The following is a 19,490-nucleotide window of genomic DNA, read 5'->3' on the forward strand; positions in this document are numbered from 1 at the left end:
AAAGGCACACCATGACCACTCCCCTGCGCATCACCGTCTGGGGCGAGAACGTCCACGAGCAGGTCGAGCAGCACGTCGCCGAGCGGTACCCCGACGGCATGCACGGGGCCATCGCGGACGGCATCCGCGAGAACCTCCCGGACGCCGTCATCCGCACCGCGACGATGCAGGAGCCGGAGCACGGTCTCACCGACGAGGTCCTCGCCGAGACCGACGTCCTCACCTGGTGGGGCCACGCCGCACACGCCGACGTCGACGACGCCGTGGTCGACCGGGTGCACAAGCACGTGCTCTCCGGCATGGGGCTCGTCGTCCTGCACTCCGGCCACTGGTCGAAGATCTTCGGCAAGCTCATGGGCACCACGTGCACGCTCCGGTGGCGGAGCGAGCACGACCAGGAACTCGTCTGGACGGTCAACCCGCAGCACCCGATCACCCGTGGCGTCCCGAACCCGATCGTCATCCCCGAGCAGGAGATGTACGGCGAGTACTTCGACGTCCCGACCCCCGACGAACTCATCTTCATCTCGGGGTTCACCGGAGGCGAGGTCTTCCGCAGCGGCATGACGTACCGCCGCGGCTTCGGGAAGATCTTCTACTTCTCCCCCGGTGACCAGGACTTCCCCGTCTACCACCACCCCGACGTGCGCCGCGTCATCGCGAACGGCGCCGAGTGGGCACGCCCGGAGCAGGAGCGGGAGCTGCCCACCCTCCGCCGCTACGACCTCGGCGAGTACTTCGACGGCCAGCACTACCGCGGCCCGTTCGACGACGCCCCGGTCGACGAGGAGATGTCGGCGTGACCGCGCCGCTCCGGGTCGTCCAGGTCGGTGCGGGCGGCATGGGCCGTGCGTGGCTCGAGACGGTGGCGGCCGATCCCGACGTCGAGCTCGTCGGCGTGGTCGACCTCGACCTCGACGCCGCCCGGGCCGGCGCAGCGCTCGCGGGTGCCCCGGACCTGCCGGTGGACCGCGACCTGTCGGCGCTCATCGCGGCGACCGGCGCCGAGGCCGTGCTCGACATCACGGTCCCCGTCGCGCACCACCCGGTGACGCTCGAGGCGCTGCGAGCCGGTCTGCCCGTCCTCGGCGAGAAGCCCGCCGCGCAGACCGTGGCCGAGGCGCTCGCTCTCGCCGCAGCCGCGGAGGCCACCGGCAAGCTGTTCATGGTGTCGCAGTCGCGCCGCTACAACGACCAGCTCGTCGCGTTCCGGCAGCACGTCCGCGGGCTGGGCGCGATCGGCGGCCTGAGCACGCGCTTCGCCAAGGCGCCGCACTTCGGCGGCTTCCGCGAGGAGATGGACGACGTCCTCCTGCTCGACATGGCGATCCACGCGTTCGACTCGGCACGCTACGTGCTCGAACGCGACCCCGTGTCGGTGTACTGCGAGTCGTGGAACCCGTCGTGGTCCTGGTACCGGGGCGACGCCGCCGCGGCCGCCGTGTTCACCTTCGAGGACGACGTCCGGTACGTGTACGACGGTTCGTGGTGCGCGCCGGGGGCAGAGACCTCGTGGAACGGCGAGTGGCGGGCCTCCGGTGCCGGCGGGACAGCGCTGTGGGACGGCGACCACGACCCGTGGAGCGACCTGGACGGCACGCCGGGCGCTCCGACGTCGGCACCGAGCGTCGGGAACGAGATCGCCGGTTCGCTCGCGTCGTTCGTGCGGGCGGTCCGCTCCGGTGAGGTCCCGGACGGCGAGGTCCACGGCAACGTCATGAGCCTGACGATGGTGGACGCTGCGATCGCCTCGGCGCGCTCTGGTCGGCGCATCGTCATCGACGAGGTGCTCGAGCAGGCGCACGCCACGGCGATCGAGCACGAGCAGGACCCCGCGATCCGCGAGCGGCTCACGGCGTGGGGGTCCGTCCGGTCGGCGCTCGCGAGCGGTTCCCCGGACACGGCCGCCCTCGGCTGAGCGCGACCGCGCATCGGCAACCCTCCCGCACGTCGGCAGCCGAACCGCTCGTGCGTGGCCGTTCCGCGCATGGGTTGCCAGATCGCTCGTAGGTGGCCGGAACTTCCGGCCCCCTACGAGCGATTCGGCTTTCCATTGCGGGTGCTGTGGGCAGGAACGTCGCGGGACGCGACCGCACGACGGACGGGAGGCCCGGTGCCAGCTGGCACCGGGCCTCCCGTCCGTCCGTGCGCGCGTCAGCGCGGGATGACCGAGAACAGGAACTTCTTCCGCACCATGTACCAGGCGAGCAGGATCAGCAGCGTGTGGGTGGCGAACCCGACCCAGCCGTTGAACCAGTCGATGCCCGGGATCGACGCGATGGCCAGGGCGAAGAACACCTGCCAGACGAAGACGTAGAGGCTCGCCTGCCCGAGCGGGATCCACAGCCACCCGAGGGCCGCCGCGATCGGCTTCCAGAAGACGGTGAGGATGGCGTAGGAGACGATCGCGAAGAACGCGATGTCGACCAGACGCCCCCACTGCAGGTCCACGCGCTGGTACGCGGTGTTGTACAGCTGGTCGTACATCGTCGACGGGAACGGCGCGGGCGTGAACCCGAAGTGGTTGCCGGCCCACACGTAGACGAGGAAGAGGGCGTAGCCGACCATCCCGATCCCGATGAGCACCTTGCCGAGCCGCCCGGTCAGTGCGGCCACGATCTGCCGCCGGTACACGCCGAGGACGAGTCCGTGGGTGAACACCACCTGCCAGGTCAGGAGCGGGAAGACGGCCTCGAACTGCGAGTTGAGCGGCCGGAAGTCGGGGTTGAGCGCCTGGTAGACGTACAGCGCCCAGCTGACGATGAGCAGCGCCCACCAGAACCCCCGGCGGATCACCCACATGAACACCGGGATGAACAGGCTGAGCACCACGAACAGGCCCATGATGTTGAACGGCCACGGCCCCATCTCGAGCAGCAGGAACTGCCGGATCGCGAACCAGGGCGGCGGGTAGGCCAGCAGCTGCATCACGTTCGGGTACAGGTCGTACACGCGTCCCTCCGCCCCGACGCCCCCGGTGCCGGTCCCCCGGTCGGTGAACGTCGTGATCGCGTCGGTGTTCAGGAACGGCACGAAGCTCAGCGCGAAGACGACCAGGATGACGACGAGCGTCACGAGGTACTGCTTCCGCGCGCGCTTCCACGCACCGACCGCGGCCGCCCACTCGCCGAACTTCTTGATCGCGAACGGGTACGTCATGCCGAGGACCACGCCGGACAGGAACACGAACATCTCGGCGCCCGTGATCGCTCCGACGGCGTGCAGCGTGATGTACGAGTACGGGCCACCGATCTCGATGTGCGTGATGACCACGGCGAGGATGATGAACCCGCGGAACAGGTCGAGTCGCAGGTCGCGTCCGGGCTTGCCGTCGTCCGGGTACCGCCACCTCGGCACGAGCCGGCCGAACAGGCCGCTGAGGAGGAACACGGCCGCCAGGCCCACGGCGAGCCAGACGATCCACGCCATCTGGTCGCCGCCGGTCTCGTACTGCTGGTTCGTCGCGGCGGCACCCTCCCGCGGCGTGACCCGCTCGGTGACCGGGCCGAACACGAAGTCCCCCGCCCGTTCGAGGTCGGTGCGGAACGACCCCGCGATCCCGGGCACCGCGGTGTCGCGCCAGTCGGCCACGCGGTTGCCGGCCTCGGGCTCGCGGCGGTTCGTCTCGAGGAAGGTCACCCCCTCGATCAGCGGGCGGTCCTGCACGGCCGCGATGACCTGCCGCCACCAGCCCTGCTTCACGGCCAGCTCGTCCGCACCTCGGAGCGAGTGGTCGTAGAGCGCCCCGGTGTCGAGCAGCATCGGCAGGTCCTTGCCCGCCGCGAACCGGTCGTAGAAGGGTCCGGCGCTGACCGGCTGCTCGTAGCCCCAGGTCTCGTCGAACCGGGCCGCCACCTCGCCGGACTGCGGGACGTCGTTGCGGGTCAGTGGGACGTCGCGTCCGGCGGCCTCGGTGGCCTTGCCCTTGCCGAAGGAGAACATCGACAGGCCGACCCAGTCGACGCTCGACGCTCCCGGCCAGTACGGCTGGTAGGGATCGTCCGCCGCGGTGAGCGCGCCGTCGCCGTTCGTGTCGAGGGCGCGGACGTCGGTGGACGACAGGTCGCGGAGCCGGCCGGCGGACTCGCCGAACGGGTAGCCGGCACCGTACGAGGGCGCCCAGACCATCGCGGCCCGCGAGTCGCCCTGGTGCACCTGTCGCGCGAGCGACCGGAAGGTGCGGACGAACTCGGTCGGCTGCTGCCCCCACGACACCCACGTGCCGTTCATCTGCGGCGCGAACCGGACGAGGACCTTCGTGCCGTACTGCGTGTGGACCTGCTCGAGGAGTCGGTTCGCGGTCCGTGCGTCATCGGTCGTGATGCGGTCGAGGTCCACGTCGGGCTCGAGGCTCACGACGAGGACGGCCCCCTGCGCGGCTGCGGCACGCGTCGACCGCAGGAGCTCGCGGCGGGCGGTGCGGTCGATCGGGTAGTCGATCGAGACGCCGTACACGGACGGGATCGCGCCGAGTCGTCCCGCGTACCCGTCGGGGGCGTCGTCACCCCAGTCGAGGTCCGGCCCGAACCAGCGCTTGCCCTCCGGCGGCCCGGAGGGCGTCGACTTCGTGGGCGCTGCGGTGGGGGTCGCGGTCGCGGCGGCCCCGGACAGCGGCGACGACGCAGCACCCGCGGACGACCGAGCTGTGGACGACGCAGCTCCCGCGGACGACCCGGCAGCGCTCGACGCAGCGGCGCTCGCGGGCACGGCTCCCCCGAGCACGAGGGTCGCGACCACGGCGAGGAGCGCGACGATCCGCCTCACCGGTTGCACACCAGCGTCCAGACGTTGTGCCCGTGCTCGTGCCGGTGCTCCAGCCGGTCGAGCGCGGCGATGGCGAGTGCCAGTCCGCGGCCGCTCTCCTCGTCGACGTCGGCCATCGTCACCGCGGCGAGGTCGACGTCGGCGGGACGGCCGTTGTCGGTGAGCACGGCCGTGAGTTCGTGGTCGGTGGCGTCGAGTCGCACGGTGTAGCGCCTGCCTGCTTCCTGGTCGGTGCGTCGGGTGTGCTCGACGATGTTGGCAGCGATCTCGGCGAGGGCCGTCTCGAGCTTGAAGCGGAGGGCGACGTCGTCCTCACCGACGCCCTCCCACCAGGCGGCGAAGCGGTCCTGGACCTCGTCGAGGGATTCGGCGGTCGCGGGGACCTCGAACGTCGTGGTGCTCACAGGGGTCCTCCCACGGTGCTCGACTCGTGCGCGACGGGCGGCGTGAACACCGGCGCGCGGTAGAGGACGGCGCGGATCACGATGCTGAAGATGAACAGGTCGAAGACCACCCACGCCGTGTTCACGAGCGGCGCGATCCCGGCGGCCTGGCCGGTGGCGTAGCGGATGGCGATCATCACGAGCGCGGCGACGAGCGCACCGATCGCGTACAGCTGCGGCTTCACGAGGTCCCACCGCGGCTTCTGGTCGGACTCGTCGCGGACCTTCGGGGTGACCCGGAAGCCGAGGGGCTTGCCGCGGAACACGTTCTCGAAGGCGCTCGTGACTGACTCGATCCACACCGGGAACAGTGCGAGGGAGTACTGCTGACCGCGCCACGTCGGCCGACCTGCGGCGACCACCCAGAACAGGAGCTGGTTGAGCACGAGGAACGGGATGAGCCGGGCGAAGAAGTCGACGCTGTAGGCCTGGACGGGGACGACCCCGAACGACAGGCAGAGCACGGGCGCGGCGATGTACACGACGGCCGCGAACCCGGACAGGTAGCTCCACATCGTGGAGAAGTACATCAGGCGCTGGCCCCACGACAGGCCCTTCTGCACGAGGGGGTTCTCGCGGAAGAACACCTGCATGGTGCCCTGCGCCCAGCGGAGCCGTTGCACGAGCATCGTCGGCAGGTCGTCGGGAGCGAGTCCGGTGGCGAGGATCTCGTCGTGGTACGCGGATTTCCAGCCGAGGCCGTGCAGGCGCATCGCGGTGGCCATGTCCTCGGTGACCGAGATGGTGGCGAGGGGCATGATCGGCTGCGCCTCGTCGTCGCGGTTGACGTCGAGCGCCCGGGCGAGGACCGCGATCGACTCGATCGCCGCGACCGGGGAGGCGTCCCGTCGGCCGAGCACGTCGAGTGCGGCGTCGTCGAGCCCGGCGAAGGTGTCAGCCTCGGTCGACATCGCGGCGAGCTCCTGCAGGTCGTTCCGGACCGACTCGAGGTCGGCTGCGGCGAAGCGGAACGCGATCGCGTCGATGCCGCGCTGGAACGCGTAGGTGACGTCGCCGAGGGGCTCGCCGGCTGCGACCTGCTCCCGTGCGCGGGCGACGACGCCCTCCGCCTCGTCGAGGGCCTCGAGGACGCGGGGGTCGGTCTCGGTCTCGCGAGCACGGGCGAGGAGCTTGCGGGAGGTCGTGAGGGTCCGCTGGACCGATGCCTCCACCTCGCGCACGTACCGGGTGACGCCGAGCTGCATGAGCGCCTCACGGCGGAGGATCGCGTTGGAGCCGCAGAAGAACGCGGCGTTCCAGCCGTCCTTCGACTGCTGGATCGGGCCGTAGAACAGGGGCGCCTGGCTGCCGAGCAGGTCCTCCTCCGGCACGTTCTCGAACCACTGCGGGGTCTGCACGAGCGCCATCCGCTCGTCCTTGAAGTACCCGAGGGTGCGGTCGAGGATCGCCGGGTCCGGCACCTGGTCGGCGTCGAGGATCAGGAGGAACTCGCCCTGGGTGGCGAGGAGGGCGTTGTTGAGGTTGCCGGCCTTGGCGTGGCGAGGCCGGTCGATCCAGTCCTCGCCGCGCGTGATGATGCCGATGCCGAGCGACTCCGCGGCCGCTCGCATCTCAGGCCGGTTGCCGTCGTCGAGGATCCACGTGGAGTGCGGGTGCCGGATCGCCTTCGCCGCCCGGGCGGTTCGGAGGACCAGGTCGACGGGCTCGTTGTAGGTCGTGATGAAGACGTCGACGGTCACGTGGTCGCCCGGCGGGGTCGGCGGCTCCCCGCGTTCGCGGAGCCGCCACGCGCCGAACGCGAAGAGCAGCGAGTCGATGACGCTGTACGTCTCGGCGAGGATGAGCGGCACGGCGATCCACCACGAGTGCCAGTTCACCGAGGCCGCCCAGCGCCAGACGATGTAGTCCAGGCCGGCGAGGGAGGCGAGCAACGCGACGGTCCGTACCGTCACGAGCCGACGCCGTGCGGTTCCGGTCGCGAGACGGCGTCGGTCCTGCCGACTGACGTCGAGCGCGCTCATCGACAGCCCCTTTCGTCCGGAGACGGTCTCGTCCTCGGGAGACGGTCCAGCCCCTGCTGGCCACGACCTGGTGAGTGATCGCGTACAGGCCTGTCTACCGCAGGGCACGGGTGCCTGTCAGCAGACACCCCCGACGGCGCGTGGAGCGGCGCGCTCTGCGACCGTCACGCTCCCGTCCCGGCCAGCAGTCCGAGGTCGTCGGCGAGCCGCAGCACCACCTGGTCGAAGTAGGCGTCGGCGTCGCGGACGGAGCCGACGGTGTGGCCGAAGAGCTCGAACGAGAGGACGCCGAACACGGTGGTCCACGCCATCAGGATCCGCAGCAGGAGCTCGTCCGGCAGATCGTCGGCGAACCCGCGGTCGCGGACGTAGGCCGCGGCGTCCCCGATCGACGAGGTGAGGTCCCCGGGAGCCGCCGTGGGTGCCGGACGCGATCCGCGCCTCCCGGCCGTCCACGCGTCCGCGACCACCAGGAGCAGCACGTGCGTCGTCCGCGACGCCGGCGCGATGGTGTCCGCCGGCGCGGCGTAGCCGGGCACCGGCGAACCGTAGAGCAGGGCGAAGTCGCCCGGGTGTGTGATCGCCCAGGAGCGGATGGCCCGGCACGTCGCGACCCAGCGGCCCGCGTGGTCGTCGCGTTCGACCGCTCCCTCGGCAGCCTCCACCGCGGCTCCGAGCTCGTCGTAGTCGAGGACCAGCAGGGCGGTCAACAGGTCGTCGCGACTCGGGAAGTAGCGGTAGACGGCGGAGGAGACCAGCCCGACGTCGCGTGCGACGGCCCGCAGGCTGAGCTGGGCCGGACCCTCCCGGGTGAGCCGGGCGCGGGCGGCGGCGAGGATGCTCGCGTGCACGGTCTCGCGGGCGAGCGCACGTGCGGTCGGGGCCTTCGGTTCCATGCCCTCACGATGCCACGAGAGAGCACTGCACACAAACGAGAGCGGTGCTCTTGCTTTTCCGGTCCCACCCGTGCAGACTCCTTTCCGAGAGCACTGCTCTCCCGAACTCAGGAGGAACCGTATGTCAGAACGTCACCTCGTCGTCGGCGCCGGCCCGGTGGGCCGGCACGTCGCCGCACTCCTCGCCGAGCAGGGCGCGGACGTCACGGTGGTCACCCGGTCGGGTCGCGACACCGGCCTGGGAGGCGTGGGTCACCTCGCCCTCGACGCCTCCGACGCCGACGCGCTCACGCGGGCGACCGAAGGCGCCGCGGTGCTCTACAACTGCGCGAACCCGGGCGACTACACCCAGTGGGAGCGCACCTGGCCGCCGCTGATGACCGCCATGCTGACGGCCGCCGAGCGGACCGGTGCCGTGTACGCGATCACGGGGAACCTCTACCCCTACGGCCCCGTCGACGGACCGATGCACGAGGCGCTGCCGGACGCCGCGACCGACCACAAGGGGGTCCTGCGTGCGAGGCTCTGGGCCGACGCCCTCGCCGCGCACCGAGCGGGCCGTGTGCGCGCGGTCGAGGTCCGTGGATCGGACTACGTCGGCCCGGGCGTCGGCGGGAACGGGCACATCACCCGCGTGCTGCCGGCGGCCCTGCAGGGGAAGGCCGTGACGATGCTCAACCGCACCGACCTGCCGCACACGTTCACGGACGTGCTCGACGTGGCGAGGACCCTCGTGGCCGCGGCCCGCGACGAGTCCGCGCACGGGCGAACCTGGAACGTGCCCTCGAACCCGCCGCGGACGCAGGAGCAGGCGGTGACGGACATGCTCGCCGCGGCCGGCCGGCCGCCGGTCGCGGTGCGGCGCATCCCCGCGGGCGTGGTCCGGGCGGCGGGGCTCGTCGTGCCGTTCATGCGGGAGATGGCGGAGATGTCCTACCAGTGGACGCGGCCGTACGTGCTCGACGACTCCGCGGCGCGGACGCACTTCGCCATGGAACCGACGCCGTGGGAGGAGGTGTGCCGGCGCACGGTCGAGGGCCTGTAGCGCGACGCGCAACACCTGTCGTTCACCGCGCGGTCACCGCTCGGTCAGCCGGTGTCGCGACCATGCGAGGACACTCAGCATCGTCCCTCCCGACAGGAGTCCTCCGTGCCCGCCCTCCGCACCGTGCGGGTCCTCGCGCTGACCGCCGCGTTGACCGCCATCCTCGGCGCCGCAGCGATCTCGACCGAGACCGCCAACGCCACCCCCGCGACCGCCACCGCCGCCACCGCCACCGCCACCGCCACCCCCGCGACCGCCACCACCGCGGCCGCCGCACCCGTCACCGACGACCGCGACCCGAGCTGCACCGCCGACAGCACGGCCGCGCTCTGTGCGGCACCGGACACCCTGCTCGACGTCCGGATCGGTGACGTGCACCCGACGCAACCGTCGCTCGGCTACGACGAGGTGTACTACAAGCTCGGTCGGTACTCGACGGCGCTGAGCAAGGACGCCGTCAACAAGAAGTTCGACGACTGGTGCGAGGCGAACGGGCAGGAGGAGGCGGCGACCACGACCGCAGCCTCGACGCTCACCGACCCGTCCTCGTTCACGTGCACGGTGCCGGTCGGCTCTGAGACGGCCGCGACGATCGCCCCGATGAAGACCGTCGTCATCGGCCCCGGCGGCACCCTGTACCTCACCGACGGGCACCACACGCTGACGTCCTTCGACGAGGACAGCGGCCCGGACGTGCACGTCCGACTGCGGGTGCTCGGCAACCTGTCCGGCATGAGCGAGTCCGCGTTCTGGCAGACGATGCAGGACAACCGATGGGTCTGGCTCCGCGACACCGCGGGACGGGCCATCACCCCCGCCCAGCTCCCGCAGAACGTCGGGCTCGCGAACTTCCAGGACGACAGCGCCCGCAGCATCATGTACTTCGGACGGGACATCGGCTACACGGCCGACGGTGCCGTGCCGTTCCAGGAGTTCTACTGGGGCTCCTGGCTCCGGTCGCACCCGGAACTCGGGCTTGCCGACTGGGACCAGGACGACTTCGCGGGCTCGCTCGCGCTCGTCGAACGGATCACGAAGGCGCAGGTCGCGCTGCCGCGCGACGAGGTCGTCGACGCCGAGAGCGGGTACACCGCGGCGGACCTCAGCACCCTGACCGCGTGGAACGACGGCAAGGCCGCGACCAAGGGCGAGTGGGCGAAGCTCTCTGCGCCGTACTCGTCGGACAAGCCGGGCAAGCTCGCCTACATGACCGAGTACCGGAAGACGCTCGCCGCAGAGCCCGGCGACCCGGGCACCGATCCGACCGACCCGGGCACGCCGACCGACCCGGGCACGCCGACCGACCCGGGCACGCCGACCGACCCGGGCGCCCCGACCGACCCCGGCACCGGTCCGACAACCCCGGCAACCCCGGCCGACCCCGGCACGACCGACCCGACGAGCGTCCGTGGCACGGTGCGCGTTTCCGGCACCCTGGTCGCGGGTGGTTCCGTCACGGTCCGCGGAACCGGCTTCGCGGCCGACACCGACGCCCGGGTCGAGATCCACTCCGACCCGGTGCTGCTCGGCACCGTCCGGACCGACGGTGCCGGTTCGTTCACGCTCACCGCGACCGTCCCGGCCAGCCTCCCTGCAGGCACGCACACGGTCGTGGTGGTCGTGGACGGCGTGACCGTCGGGTCGACCTCCGTGACCGTCGCCGCCGACGACGGCGCGGGCACGGACGGCGAGCTCGCCTTCACGGGAGCGGAGGGACTCGTGCCCGCCGCGGTCGCAGCGCTCCTCGCGCTGCTCGTCGGGACGGGCACCGTGCTCGCGCGCCGACGGCGGTCGCACCGCGCGTAGCGCGCGGCTCCGCACGACGGACGGGAGGCACGGTGCCAGCCGGCACCGCGCCTCCCGTCCGTCGCCCGTCGCGTCAGATCGACGTGAGCCGGTCGAACTGCCCCGTCGAGAGCTGCTGTGCGGCGCCGCCGGCGGCGGGGATGCGCCAGAGGCCCGAGTCGGCGTCGACGAACAGGTCGCCTGCCGAGTCCGCGGCGCTCGGGTAGAACCCGTTCGTCCAGACCTTCGGGCCACCCGTCACCGTGAGGTCCTGCGTCGAGCCGGATGCGCTCCGCACGAACAGGTGGGCCACCGTGTGGTCGGCCGTGCAGGGGTGGAACGGGTCGGCCTCGGAGATCGCGGGACACCACCCGGCGGACTGACCGAGCAGCAGTGCGTCACCGTTCGTCGCGCTGAACTGGTAGGCCAGTCGCGTGGACACCTGCACGAGCGTCGACGACCCCGCGGCGAGCGACCAGAAGTTGTTGGAGGAGCTGCCCCCGAACGCGCGGTAGTCGACGTAGAGCGTGCCCTGACCGTCGGCGAGCAGGCCGCCGAAGTAGCCGATGGGCTGCTTGGCGGCGGTCGTCACCGTGCGGGTCGTCACCGTCCCGCGGGCGGTGCGGCTGACGACGGTGCCGCCGTTGCTCGTGGTGGTGAAGGTCGAGACGGTGCCGTCGCGGCCGACCGTCCACGCCGTGCCGCTGGTGGGCAGGATCGTCTTCGGCGTCCCCGCCCCGATGGGGAGCTCGACGATCGCTCCGGAGACCGAGTCGACCCAGTAGACGTCGCCGGCCACGTCGGAGCGCAGGTCCTTCGTGAGGTGCTGCCCGGTCACGAGGACCTGGGCGGCGCCACCGGCGGCAGGGTACTGCAGCAGCGACCGTCCGTCGCTCGACGGGACGAAGACGTTGCCGACGTCGTCGGCGGCGTAGCCCTCCCCGCCCGCGGCGATCGTCTTCGGCGTCCCGGTCCCGGAGGTCGGGAAGCGGACCACTGCACCGGATGCGTCGACGCCGTAGAGGGACTGGGCGACGGCGGTGCTGGCCGGCGCGCTGTAGTGGACGTCGACCGAGCGCCCCGAGCCCTTCGCCCCGACCGCGCGCACCGAGAACGTGTACCGCACCCCTGCGCGGATCCAGCCGTACCGCTCCGAGCGCACGCTCGCGGGCACCACGGCCGTCCCGCTGCCCGGCTGCCCGGAGGCCGGACGGATCGACACCCGCCACCCGGTCACGGCGGCACCCGAGCGCGGCGCACCCCAGGTCAGCGTCGCGGCGTCGCCGGCACCGCTGACCCGGACGGACGTCGGGGCTCCCGGGAGCCTCGACGAGCCGGTGGCCGCCACCGCGGGCGACACTCCACCGATGACCAACGCCGCAGCAGCCGCGACGGTGAGCACTGCTCTGTACACGATCGATCCCCTCGTTCCCGTGACCTTCGGGTGGTCACGGCTGCGCACATCGAAGCACCGCGCAGGAGCGGCGCGGGGACGGCCAGGTCGATCGTGCGGGGTCGGCGACGAGTTGGCGGGACCCCGCAAGCGGCGACGAACGATCCCATCACGTGCGCTGTAGGTTGCCGTTCCGCTCGTGGGAGGCCGGAAATTCCGACCTCCTACGAGCGGAACGACCTCCTACGAGCGGAACGGCCAACCACGAGCGGAACGGCCGCTCGCGGGAGTCGTGCGCCAGGGCCGTGCTCAGTGGCGGGGCTTGCGCGCGCCGCGGTCGTCGCGGTCGTACCGGCCGCCACCACGCGGACCCCGGTCGTCGCGGTCACGACCCCGGTCGTCGCGGTCGTACCGGCCGCCGCCACGCGGACCCCGGTCGTCGCGGTCACGACCGCGGTCGTCGCGGTCGTACCGGCCACCGCCACGCGGACCCCGGGCTCCCCCGCGGCGGTCGGGCTTGATCTCGATGAGCTTGCCGCTGATCCGGGTGTCCGACAGCCGGTCGAGCACACCGGCGTCCATGTCCGTCGGCAGCTCCACGATCGAGAAGTCCGGCCGGATCTGGATCGCGCCGAAGTCGTCGCGACGCAGTCCGCCCTCGTTCGCGAGCGCGCCGACGATCTGCCGCGGCTCGACGCGGTGTCGGCGCCCGACCTCGATGCGGTAGGCCGTCATCGGCTGCGAGCGACGCGGACCGCGGTCCTCCCGGTCGTCGCGGTCCCGACGACCACCGGACGCGCCGTCCCGACCGACCCGGGCGCTGAGTTCGTCGGAGTCCGGGTCGAGGAGCAGCGGGTCGTCGCCCTGCGCCACGACCGCGAGGGCCGCGGAGACGTCCTCGGCGGGGACGTCGTGGTTGCGGACGTAGTGCGCGATGACGTCGCGGAACGCGGTGATCCGGTCCTGCTGCTCGAGTGCCGCGGTGATCGCGTCGTCGAAGCGGGTCAGGCGCGTCTCGTTGACGTCCTCGATGGTGGGGAGCTGCATCTGCGTGAGCGGCTGCTTGGTGTGCCGCTCGATCGCGGCGAGCAGACGGCGCTCGCGCGGCGTGACGAAGCTGATCGAGTCACCCTTGCGGCCGGCGCGCCCGGTGCGGCCGATGCGGTGGACGTAGGACTCGATGTCCACGGGGATGTCGAAGTTCACGACGTGCGTGATGCGGTCGACGTCGAGCCCGCGGGCGGCGACGTCGGTGGCGACGAGGATGTCGAGCTTGCCGGACTTCAGCTGGCCCACGGTCCGTTCGCGCTGCGCCTGGGCGACGTCACCGCTGATGGCCGCGGCGGCGTACCCGCGGGCACGGAGCTTCTCCGCCAGGGTCTCGGTCTCGCTCTTCGTGCGGACGAAGATGATCATCCCCTCGAAGTCCTCGACCTCGAGGATGCGGGTCAGGGCGTCGACCTTCTGCGGGTACGACACCATCAGGTACCGCTGGGTGATGTTCGCCGCGGTCTTCGTCTTCGTCTTGACGGTGATCTCGGCCGGGTCGGTGAGGTACTGCTGCGAGATGCGGCGGATCTGCGCGGGCATCGTCGCCGAGAAGAGCGCGACCTGCTTGTCGTCCGGGGTCTCGGCGAGGATCGTCTCGACGTCCTCGGCGAAGCCCATCTTGAGCATCTCGTCGGCCTCGTCGAGCACGAGGTACTTCAGCTCGGACAGGTCGAGCGTGCCCTTCGCGATGTGGTCCATGATGCGGCCGGGCGTGCCGACGACGACGTCCACGCCGCGACGGAGCGCGGAGAGCTGGACGCCGTAGGCCTGACCGCCGTAGACGGGCAGGACGTGGACGTGCTTCATGTGCGACGCGAACTGCTCGAACGCCTCGCACACCTGCAGCGCCAGCTCGCGCGTCGGGGACAGCACGAGCGCCTGCGGCACCTTGCTGCCCGACTCCATGCGGGACAGGATCGGCAGGGCGAAGGCGGCGGTCTTGCCGGTGCCGGTCTGCGCGAGGCCGACGACGTCGCGCCCCTCGAGCAGGGTCGGGATGGTCGCCTCCTGGATGGCGGAGGGGGTCTCGTAGCCGATGTCCTTGACGGCCTTGAGCACCTGATCGCTCAGGCCGAGGTCGGCGAAGGTCACCACGGGCCCCTCGTCGGTGGTCTCGGCGGTGCTGCTGCTCTCGGTGCTCATGGGGAGAACGGTATCCCGGATGCGGCACGGAGAGTGAATGCCCGACGCGGCCCACGACCGCACGTGGCGCGGAACCTGGTTCCGGCGGTCAGGTGGCCGCGTCGCGCGCAGTCGCGCCCACCCCGAACAGGGCGTCGGCACGGTCGTTGAGCCGCTCCAGGAGCGCGGCGAGGTCGCGCAGCTCGGTCGGGGCGAAGACCTCGGTGAGCTCGTCGAACACCTCGGCACCGGCGAGGTCGAGCTGGTCGAGGACCTCGACGCCGAGGGGCGCCAGCGACAGCAGGGCCGCGCGGCCGTCCGCCGGGTCGGGTGCCGAGGTGAGGAAGCCCGCGTCGACGAGCGAGGCGACGCGTCGGCTGATCACCGGTCGGGACAGACCGGTCGCGTCGGCGATCGCGGTGGAGCGCACCGCGCCGGAGTGCTCGACCGCCCGGAGGATCACCCGCGCGGTCGGGTCGAGTCCCCCGCGCGACTCGATGAGCGACGCCCGGATGGTCTGGCGCACCCAGAGCCGGTCGAGTTGCGATCGCAGGAGTCGCTCGGCGGCGGCGCGGTCCTCGTTCACGGCGCCAGCGTACTGCCCCAACTAGTTGCTTTCGGAACGCAACGGATGTAACGTTGCGCGGTCTGCAAACTTTCACAGCGCGAAACCCTTTCCGCGCAGCCTGATCCAAGGAGCTCGATGACAGCCACCGCACCCGTCCCGGTGCAGGCCCCCGCGGCCGCCGGTGGGGCCGGTCAGCAGCCGCTGATGACCCACCGCCAGATCCTCCTCGTCATCTACGGCCTGATGGCGGGCATGTTCCTGTCCTCGCTCGGCCAGACCGTCTTCGGCACGGCGATCCGCACGATCGGCGACGACCTGCACGGGCTCGACCAGCAGGCCTGGGTCACGACGGCGTACCTCATCACCTCCACGATCGCGACGCCGATCTACGGCAAGCTCTCGGACGTCTTCGGCCGCCGGCCGCTGTACATCTTCGGCATCGTGGTCTTCATCCTCGGCGCCGTGCTGTCGTCGATGTCGACCTCGATGATCATGCTCGCCGGGTTCCGCGCCGTGCAGGGCATCGGTGCCGGTGCGCTCATTTCGCTGCCGCTCGCGATCATGGGCGACATCCTCGCGCCGCGGGAGCGCGCGAAGTACCAGGGCTACTTCCTGGCGGTGTTCGGCATCTCCTCCGTGATCGGCCCGCTCATCGGCGGCCTCCTCGCCGGCTCCTCGGAGATCTTGTGGATCACGGGCTGGCGCTGGGTGCTCCTCATCAACGTGCCGATCGGCATCGCCGCACTCGTCATGGTCATCGTCTTCCTCCACCTGCCGAAGGTGCACTCCGACGCGGCGAAGCCGGTCGTCGACTGGTGGGGAGCCACCGCCGTCGTCGTGACGCTCGTGCCGCTGCTGCTCGTCGCCGAACAGGGCCGGACGTGGGGCTGGGCATCGCCGGCCGCGATCGCCTGCTACGTCGTCGGTGTCATCGGCCTGGTCGGCCTGCTCCTCGTCGAGTCGCGGATGGGTGACGCTGCGATCATCCCCCTGGGGCTCTTCCGCTCCGGGACGTTCTCGATGGCGACCGTCATCGGGTTCCTCGTCGGGTTCGCGATGTTCGGCGCGATGCTGACGATCCCGCTCTACCTGCAGATCGTCGTCGGCCTGACCCCCACCGAGTCCGGCTTCGCGACGCTGCCGCTCGTCGGCGGGCTCATGATCGCCTCGATCACCTCCGGGCAGATCGTCGCCCGCGTGGGTCGCTACCGGATCTTCCCCGTGATCGGCACCTTCCTGGTGTCCACCGGGTACGTGGTCCTGACGTTCATGACGATCGACAAGCCGCTCTGGTTCCTGATGATCGGCATGTTCCTGATCGGCCTCGGCCTCGGGTCCGTCATGCAGTCGCTGACCCTGGCCTCGCAGGGGTCCGTCGAGGCCCGGGACATGGGCGTCGCGACGTCGTCGGCGACGTTCTTCCGCCAGATCGGCGGAACGCTCGGCACCGCGGTGCTGCTCTCGGTGCTGTTCTCGGTGATGCCGGCGAACATCCTGCACGCGACCGCGAACGAGAAGGACCTCTCTGCAGCGCTCGGTGCCGCGACCAACCCGACGGTGGCGACCGCGAGCGAGAACCGAGGCGTCATGGACAAGATCTGGACGCCGATCGTCACGCCGATCGAGGACGCTGTGCAGTCGAAGCTCGACGACGCCGCCGCACAGGCGAAGCGCGCCGCCGACACCGCGGTGACCGAGCAGGTGACCGCCGCGGTCCAGCAGCAGGTCGCGGCCGGCGCCGTGCCCGCAGCGGCAGCGCAGCAGGTCATCGACCAGCAGGTCGCCGCAGCCACCCCCGCCGCCGAGCAGCAGGCCCTCGCCGCCGTCGCGGACAAGGCACACGCCACAGTCCAGGACGGCACCGTGACCGTGGACTGGTCGAACGCGTCGCAGCGCTCGTACTGGGTCGACCAGCTCACCCCGACGCTCGCGAAGCAGATCGACGACGGGTCGGGGACGAGCGAGAACGCCTCGAGCGCGAACGACACGTCGTTCCTGACCGGCGCGGACAGCCGATTGACCCGGCCGTTCATGGCGGGCTTCAACGCGTCGTCCGTGACGATCTACTGGGTCGGACTCGGCGTGATCCTCCTCGCGTTCGTCCTGACCTGGTTCTTCCGGGTGCCGCCGCTCCGCCAGCGCTCCGCCCTGCAGGAGCGGGCCGACCTGTCCGCCGAGGCCCAGCTCGAGAGCGAAGCCGGCCTGGCAGCGGCCGAGGCCGGGTCGTTCACCGGGCCGATGACAGGGTCCGTCCCCGTGCCGTCCGGACCGTCCGACGGCCAGCCCCGCCCGCACGGAGCCCACGCGCGGCGGTGACCGACCGGGGCGCCCGCCCGACTCCCCCTCCCGGGCGGGCGCCCCACACCACAGCAGCACGACCACCCCGAACCAGGAGCACACACCGTGACCACCTCGGCGCTCGACCTCGACACCGCCGTCGACGCAGAGCCCTGTTCCCTCCGCGAACGCAAGAAGCAGCACACCCGTCAGGCGCTGCACCGGGCCGCCCTCGACCGGGTCGCCGAGCACGGCCTCGACGGCGTGACCGTCGAGCAGATCTGCGCCGACGCGGACGTCTCCCCCCGGACGTTCTTCAACTACTTCTCGTCCAAGGCACACGCGGCCCTCGGCCTCGACACCGTCGGCACGCCCGAGTGGGCGGCCGAGCGGTTCCGGACGGGTACGGGGCGGCTCGTCGACGACGTCTGCTCGCTGGTCGCGGCGACCGTCCCGCTCTCCCAGGACCGGCAGCGGACCAAGGACCTGCTCGTGCGTCGACCCGAGATGGGACCGACGGTCATGCAGTGGATGGCCGAGTCGCGGCAGGCGATGCTCGCGACGGTGTCCACCCGGACGGACGAGCAGACCGCCCGGACGCTCGTCACCCTCGTGATGTCCGCCCTGTCCGAGGTCGCCCACCGCGAGACCGTCACGACGCCGCGCGAGCTCGGAGACCTGCTCCGCACGGTCGTCGGGGAGATGGTCGCGCTCGCGACCGCCTGACCCCGTGACCGTCTGAGACACGTCGACCGGGCAGCGCACCCGGACCGTAGGGTGGGAGGACGAGGTCCACGCCTCGATCAGCGAGGGGGGGGTGCAGCGATGGTCTCCGAGGCACTGCTGCCCGCGTTCGTCCACGCTGACGTGTGGCTGCAGGCCGAGGTCGCGCATCCGCTCGCGGTGGTCCTCGCGGTGACCCTGTCCGCCGTCACGGCGATCGTCCTTCTGCGATCCGTCCGCCGTGTCGGTCGCGGTCCGCTCCTTGCGCTGCCGCACCGGCCGACCCCGACCGCTCGTCGTGTCGTCGTGCGAGCCGCCCGACCACGAGCCGCCGTCCTGCTCACCAGCGGGCACGGAGCGCGGGCACCGGGCGCGACCGAGCGTCGCCGCTCCCGGTCCTGACCACGGCCGGGACGCGGTGACGTTCCGTCACGCCCGCGTCACCGACCGATCAGGACCCCATGCCACACCGCACCGCTGCACGACCGTTCCGCCACGCCCGCCACGTCCGCGCTCGACTCCGACGGGTGCGGCGACGCCTCGAGGCACGACTCGTGCGCTTCTCCGGTTGGGTGTGGGTCGCCGCCGTCTCCCTCGTCGGGATCGAGGTGTTCGAGGTCGTGTTCGGCACGTTCGTCCTCGCACCGGAGTTCTTGCCCGTGGCCTTGATCGTCATGGCGCTCGCGTACGTCTTCCGCGAACGTCTCCGTCGCGTGCGGCGTCGAGTCGTCGTGTGCCTGCGATCCAGGCGGGCGCGGCGCTGACACGAGGTCGGGCTCATCTCGGGCTTGCCACGCGGCACGGCGACCGACCGCCGGACGGGGGGCCCGTGGCGGCGTCCCGACGAGCCTTCCGTGCGGCGCTGGTGTCAGATCATGCATCCCCTGCTCTGAGCCGTGGCCGATCCGGTGCGCGGGGCCCCGAGGTCAGCGCACCGGATCGGCCACCCTCGACGCCGGGAGCCAGCCGCAGTACCCTCCGTGCATGAGCGCCCCCGCACCGTCGCCGTACTTCCTGCTCCCCGGCACCGCGCGTGCGGCACTCCACCGCTGGTCGGAGGTCTTCGGCGGCGCCGTCAGCATCGCGACCTACGGCGAGCTCGGGCGCACGGACGGTCCTGCCGACGCCGTCGCGCACGGACAGCTCGACGGCGGAGTCCACGTGGCCGCGGCCGACGCCGCCGAGGGCGAGACCGCCTTCGCGGCGACGGGGCTGCTCCTGTCGCTGCTCGGCACCGCCGACCCGGCGACCCTCACCCGCTGGTTCGAGGCCCTGTCGGTCGACGGCACCGTCCTCGACCCGCTCCAGCGCCGGCCCTGGGGCGACTGGGACGGCACGGTCCGCGACGCGTTCGGCGTCACGTGGTTGATCGGCTACCAGGCGTCGGCGCTCGAGGAGGCCGCTCCGGGCCGCTGACCGCACGTCCGGGCCGCTGACCGCAC

The 19,490-nt window shown here is 71.6% G+C and carries 16 protein-coding genes; 9 read left to right on the forward strand and 7 right to left on the reverse strand.

The window, feature by feature from the left end; all coding sequences use genetic code 11:
- Nucleotides 1-11 precede the first annotated feature (11 nt).
- Both Csp2054_RS01040 and Csp2054_RS01045 read left to right on the forward strand, forming a co-directional pair.
- Nucleotides 12-803 carry a ThuA domain-containing protein gene (locus tag Csp2054_RS01040; RefSeq protein ID WP_096897447.1) on the forward strand — a complete coding sequence of 264 codons (792 nt, stop codon included), beginning with the start codon at nucleotides 12-14 and terminating at the stop codon, nucleotides 801-803.
- Complete coding sequence (locus Csp2054_RS01045; protein ID WP_255252550.1) at nucleotides 800-1,918, forward strand: Gfo/Idh/MocA family protein; 1,119 nt, start codon at nucleotides 800-802, stop codon at nucleotides 1,916-1,918. The genes Csp2054_RS01040 and Csp2054_RS01045 overlap by 4 nt, the downstream gene beginning before the upstream one ends.
- Before the next feature lie 236 nt (nucleotides 1,919-2,154).
- On the opposite strand, the gene opgC is transcribed toward Csp2054_RS01045, so the two are convergent.
- From opgC to Csp2054_RS01065, 4 genes are all read right to left on the reverse strand, one after another.
- Nucleotides 2,155-4,764 (reverse strand): OpgC domain-containing protein, encoded by a 2,610-nt coding sequence (opgC, locus tag Csp2054_RS01050; protein WP_096897448.1) that lies wholly within the window; start codon nucleotides 4,762-4,764, stop codon nucleotides 2,155-2,157.
- Nucleotides 4,761-5,168: an ATP-binding protein gene (locus Csp2054_RS01055; RefSeq protein ID WP_096897449.1), complete on the reverse strand. Its 408-nt coding sequence runs from the start codon at nucleotides 5,166-5,168 to the stop codon at nucleotides 4,761-4,763. The genes opgC and Csp2054_RS01055 overlap by 4 nt, the downstream gene beginning before the upstream one ends.
- On the reverse strand, nucleotides 5,165-7,189 hold the full coding sequence (locus Csp2054_RS01060) for a glycosyltransferase (protein ID WP_255252551.1): 2,025 nt from the start codon (nucleotides 7,187-7,189) through the stop codon (nucleotides 5,165-5,167). The genes Csp2054_RS01055 and Csp2054_RS01060 overlap by 4 nt, the downstream gene beginning before the upstream one ends.
- A gap of 164 nt (nucleotides 7,190-7,353) precedes the next feature.
- On the reverse strand, nucleotides 7,354-8,085 hold the full coding sequence (locus tag Csp2054_RS01065) for a TetR/AcrR family transcriptional regulator (protein WP_096897450.1): 732 nt from the start codon (nucleotides 8,083-8,085) through the stop codon (nucleotides 7,354-7,356).
- Between the two features lie 121 nt (nucleotides 8,086-8,206).
- Between Csp2054_RS01065 and Csp2054_RS01070 the strand changes: the two genes are divergently transcribed.
- Nucleotides 8,207-9,130 (forward strand): NAD-dependent epimerase/dehydratase family protein, encoded by a 924-nt coding sequence (locus Csp2054_RS01070; RefSeq protein ID WP_096897451.1) that lies wholly within the window; start codon nucleotides 8,207-8,209, stop codon nucleotides 9,128-9,130.
- Between the two features lie 105 nt (nucleotides 9,131-9,235).
- Nucleotides 9,236-10,936 carry a ParB-like protein gene (locus tag Csp2054_RS17595; protein ID WP_176491493.1) on the forward strand — a complete coding sequence of 567 codons (1,701 nt, stop codon included), beginning with the start codon at nucleotides 9,236-9,238 and terminating at the stop codon, nucleotides 10,934-10,936.
- 73 nt (nucleotides 10,937-11,009) lie between these two features.
- Here Csp2054_RS17595 and Csp2054_RS01080 read toward each other — a convergent pair whose 3' ends face one another.
- The 3 genes from Csp2054_RS01080 to Csp2054_RS01090 form a co-directional block, all read right to left on the reverse strand.
- Nucleotides 11,010-12,329, reverse strand: a complete 1,320-nt coding sequence (locus tag Csp2054_RS01080; RefSeq protein ID WP_176491494.1) for a fibronectin type III domain-containing protein — start codon at nucleotides 12,327-12,329, stop codon at nucleotides 11,010-11,012.
- 288 nt (nucleotides 12,330-12,617) lie between these two features.
- Nucleotides 12,618-14,501 carry a DEAD/DEAH box helicase gene (locus tag Csp2054_RS01085; protein ID WP_096897453.1) on the reverse strand — a complete coding sequence of 628 codons (1,884 nt, stop codon included), beginning with the start codon at nucleotides 14,499-14,501 and terminating at the stop codon, nucleotides 12,618-12,620.
- A gap of 88 nt (nucleotides 14,502-14,589) precedes the next feature.
- Complete coding sequence (locus Csp2054_RS01090) at nucleotides 14,590-15,066, reverse strand: MarR family winged helix-turn-helix transcriptional regulator (RefSeq protein ID WP_176491495.1); 477 nt, start codon at nucleotides 15,064-15,066, stop codon at nucleotides 14,590-14,592.
- Between the two features lie 117 nt (nucleotides 15,067-15,183).
- Between Csp2054_RS01090 and Csp2054_RS01095 the strand changes: the two genes are divergently transcribed.
- The 5 genes from Csp2054_RS01095 (at nucleotide 15,184) to Csp2054_RS01115 (ending at nucleotide 19,464) form a co-directional block, all read left to right on the forward strand.
- Nucleotides 15,184-17,364 carry an MDR family MFS transporter gene (locus Csp2054_RS01095; protein WP_096897455.1) on the forward strand — a complete coding sequence of 727 codons (2,181 nt, stop codon included), beginning with the start codon at nucleotides 15,184-15,186 and terminating at the stop codon, nucleotides 17,362-17,364.
- An 87-nt stretch (nucleotides 17,365-17,451) separates the two neighbouring features.
- Nucleotides 17,452-18,051, forward strand: a complete 600-nt coding sequence (locus Csp2054_RS01100; RefSeq protein WP_096897456.1) for a TetR/AcrR family transcriptional regulator — start codon at nucleotides 17,452-17,454, stop codon at nucleotides 18,049-18,051.
- Between the two features lie 99 nt (nucleotides 18,052-18,150).
- On the forward strand, nucleotides 18,151-18,450 hold the full coding sequence (locus Csp2054_RS01105; RefSeq protein WP_096897457.1) for a hypothetical protein: 300 nt from the start codon (nucleotides 18,151-18,153) through the stop codon (nucleotides 18,448-18,450).
- A gap of 59 nt (nucleotides 18,451-18,509) precedes the next feature.
- Complete coding sequence (locus Csp2054_RS01110) at nucleotides 18,510-18,812, forward strand: hypothetical protein (protein WP_096897458.1); 303 nt, start codon at nucleotides 18,510-18,512, stop codon at nucleotides 18,810-18,812.
- A 220-nt stretch (nucleotides 18,813-19,032) separates the two neighbouring features.
- Nucleotides 19,033-19,464: a VOC family protein gene (locus tag Csp2054_RS01115; protein WP_096897459.1), complete on the forward strand. Its 432-nt coding sequence runs from the start codon at nucleotides 19,033-19,035 to the stop codon at nucleotides 19,462-19,464.
- Nucleotides 19,465-19,490: the final 26 nt, after the last annotated feature.

Origin of the sequence: Curtobacterium sp. 'Ferrero' (assembly GCF_002412165.1) — a bacterium.
Taxonomy (GTDB): domain Bacteria; phylum Actinomycetota; class Actinomycetes; order Actinomycetales; family Microbacteriaceae; genus Curtobacterium.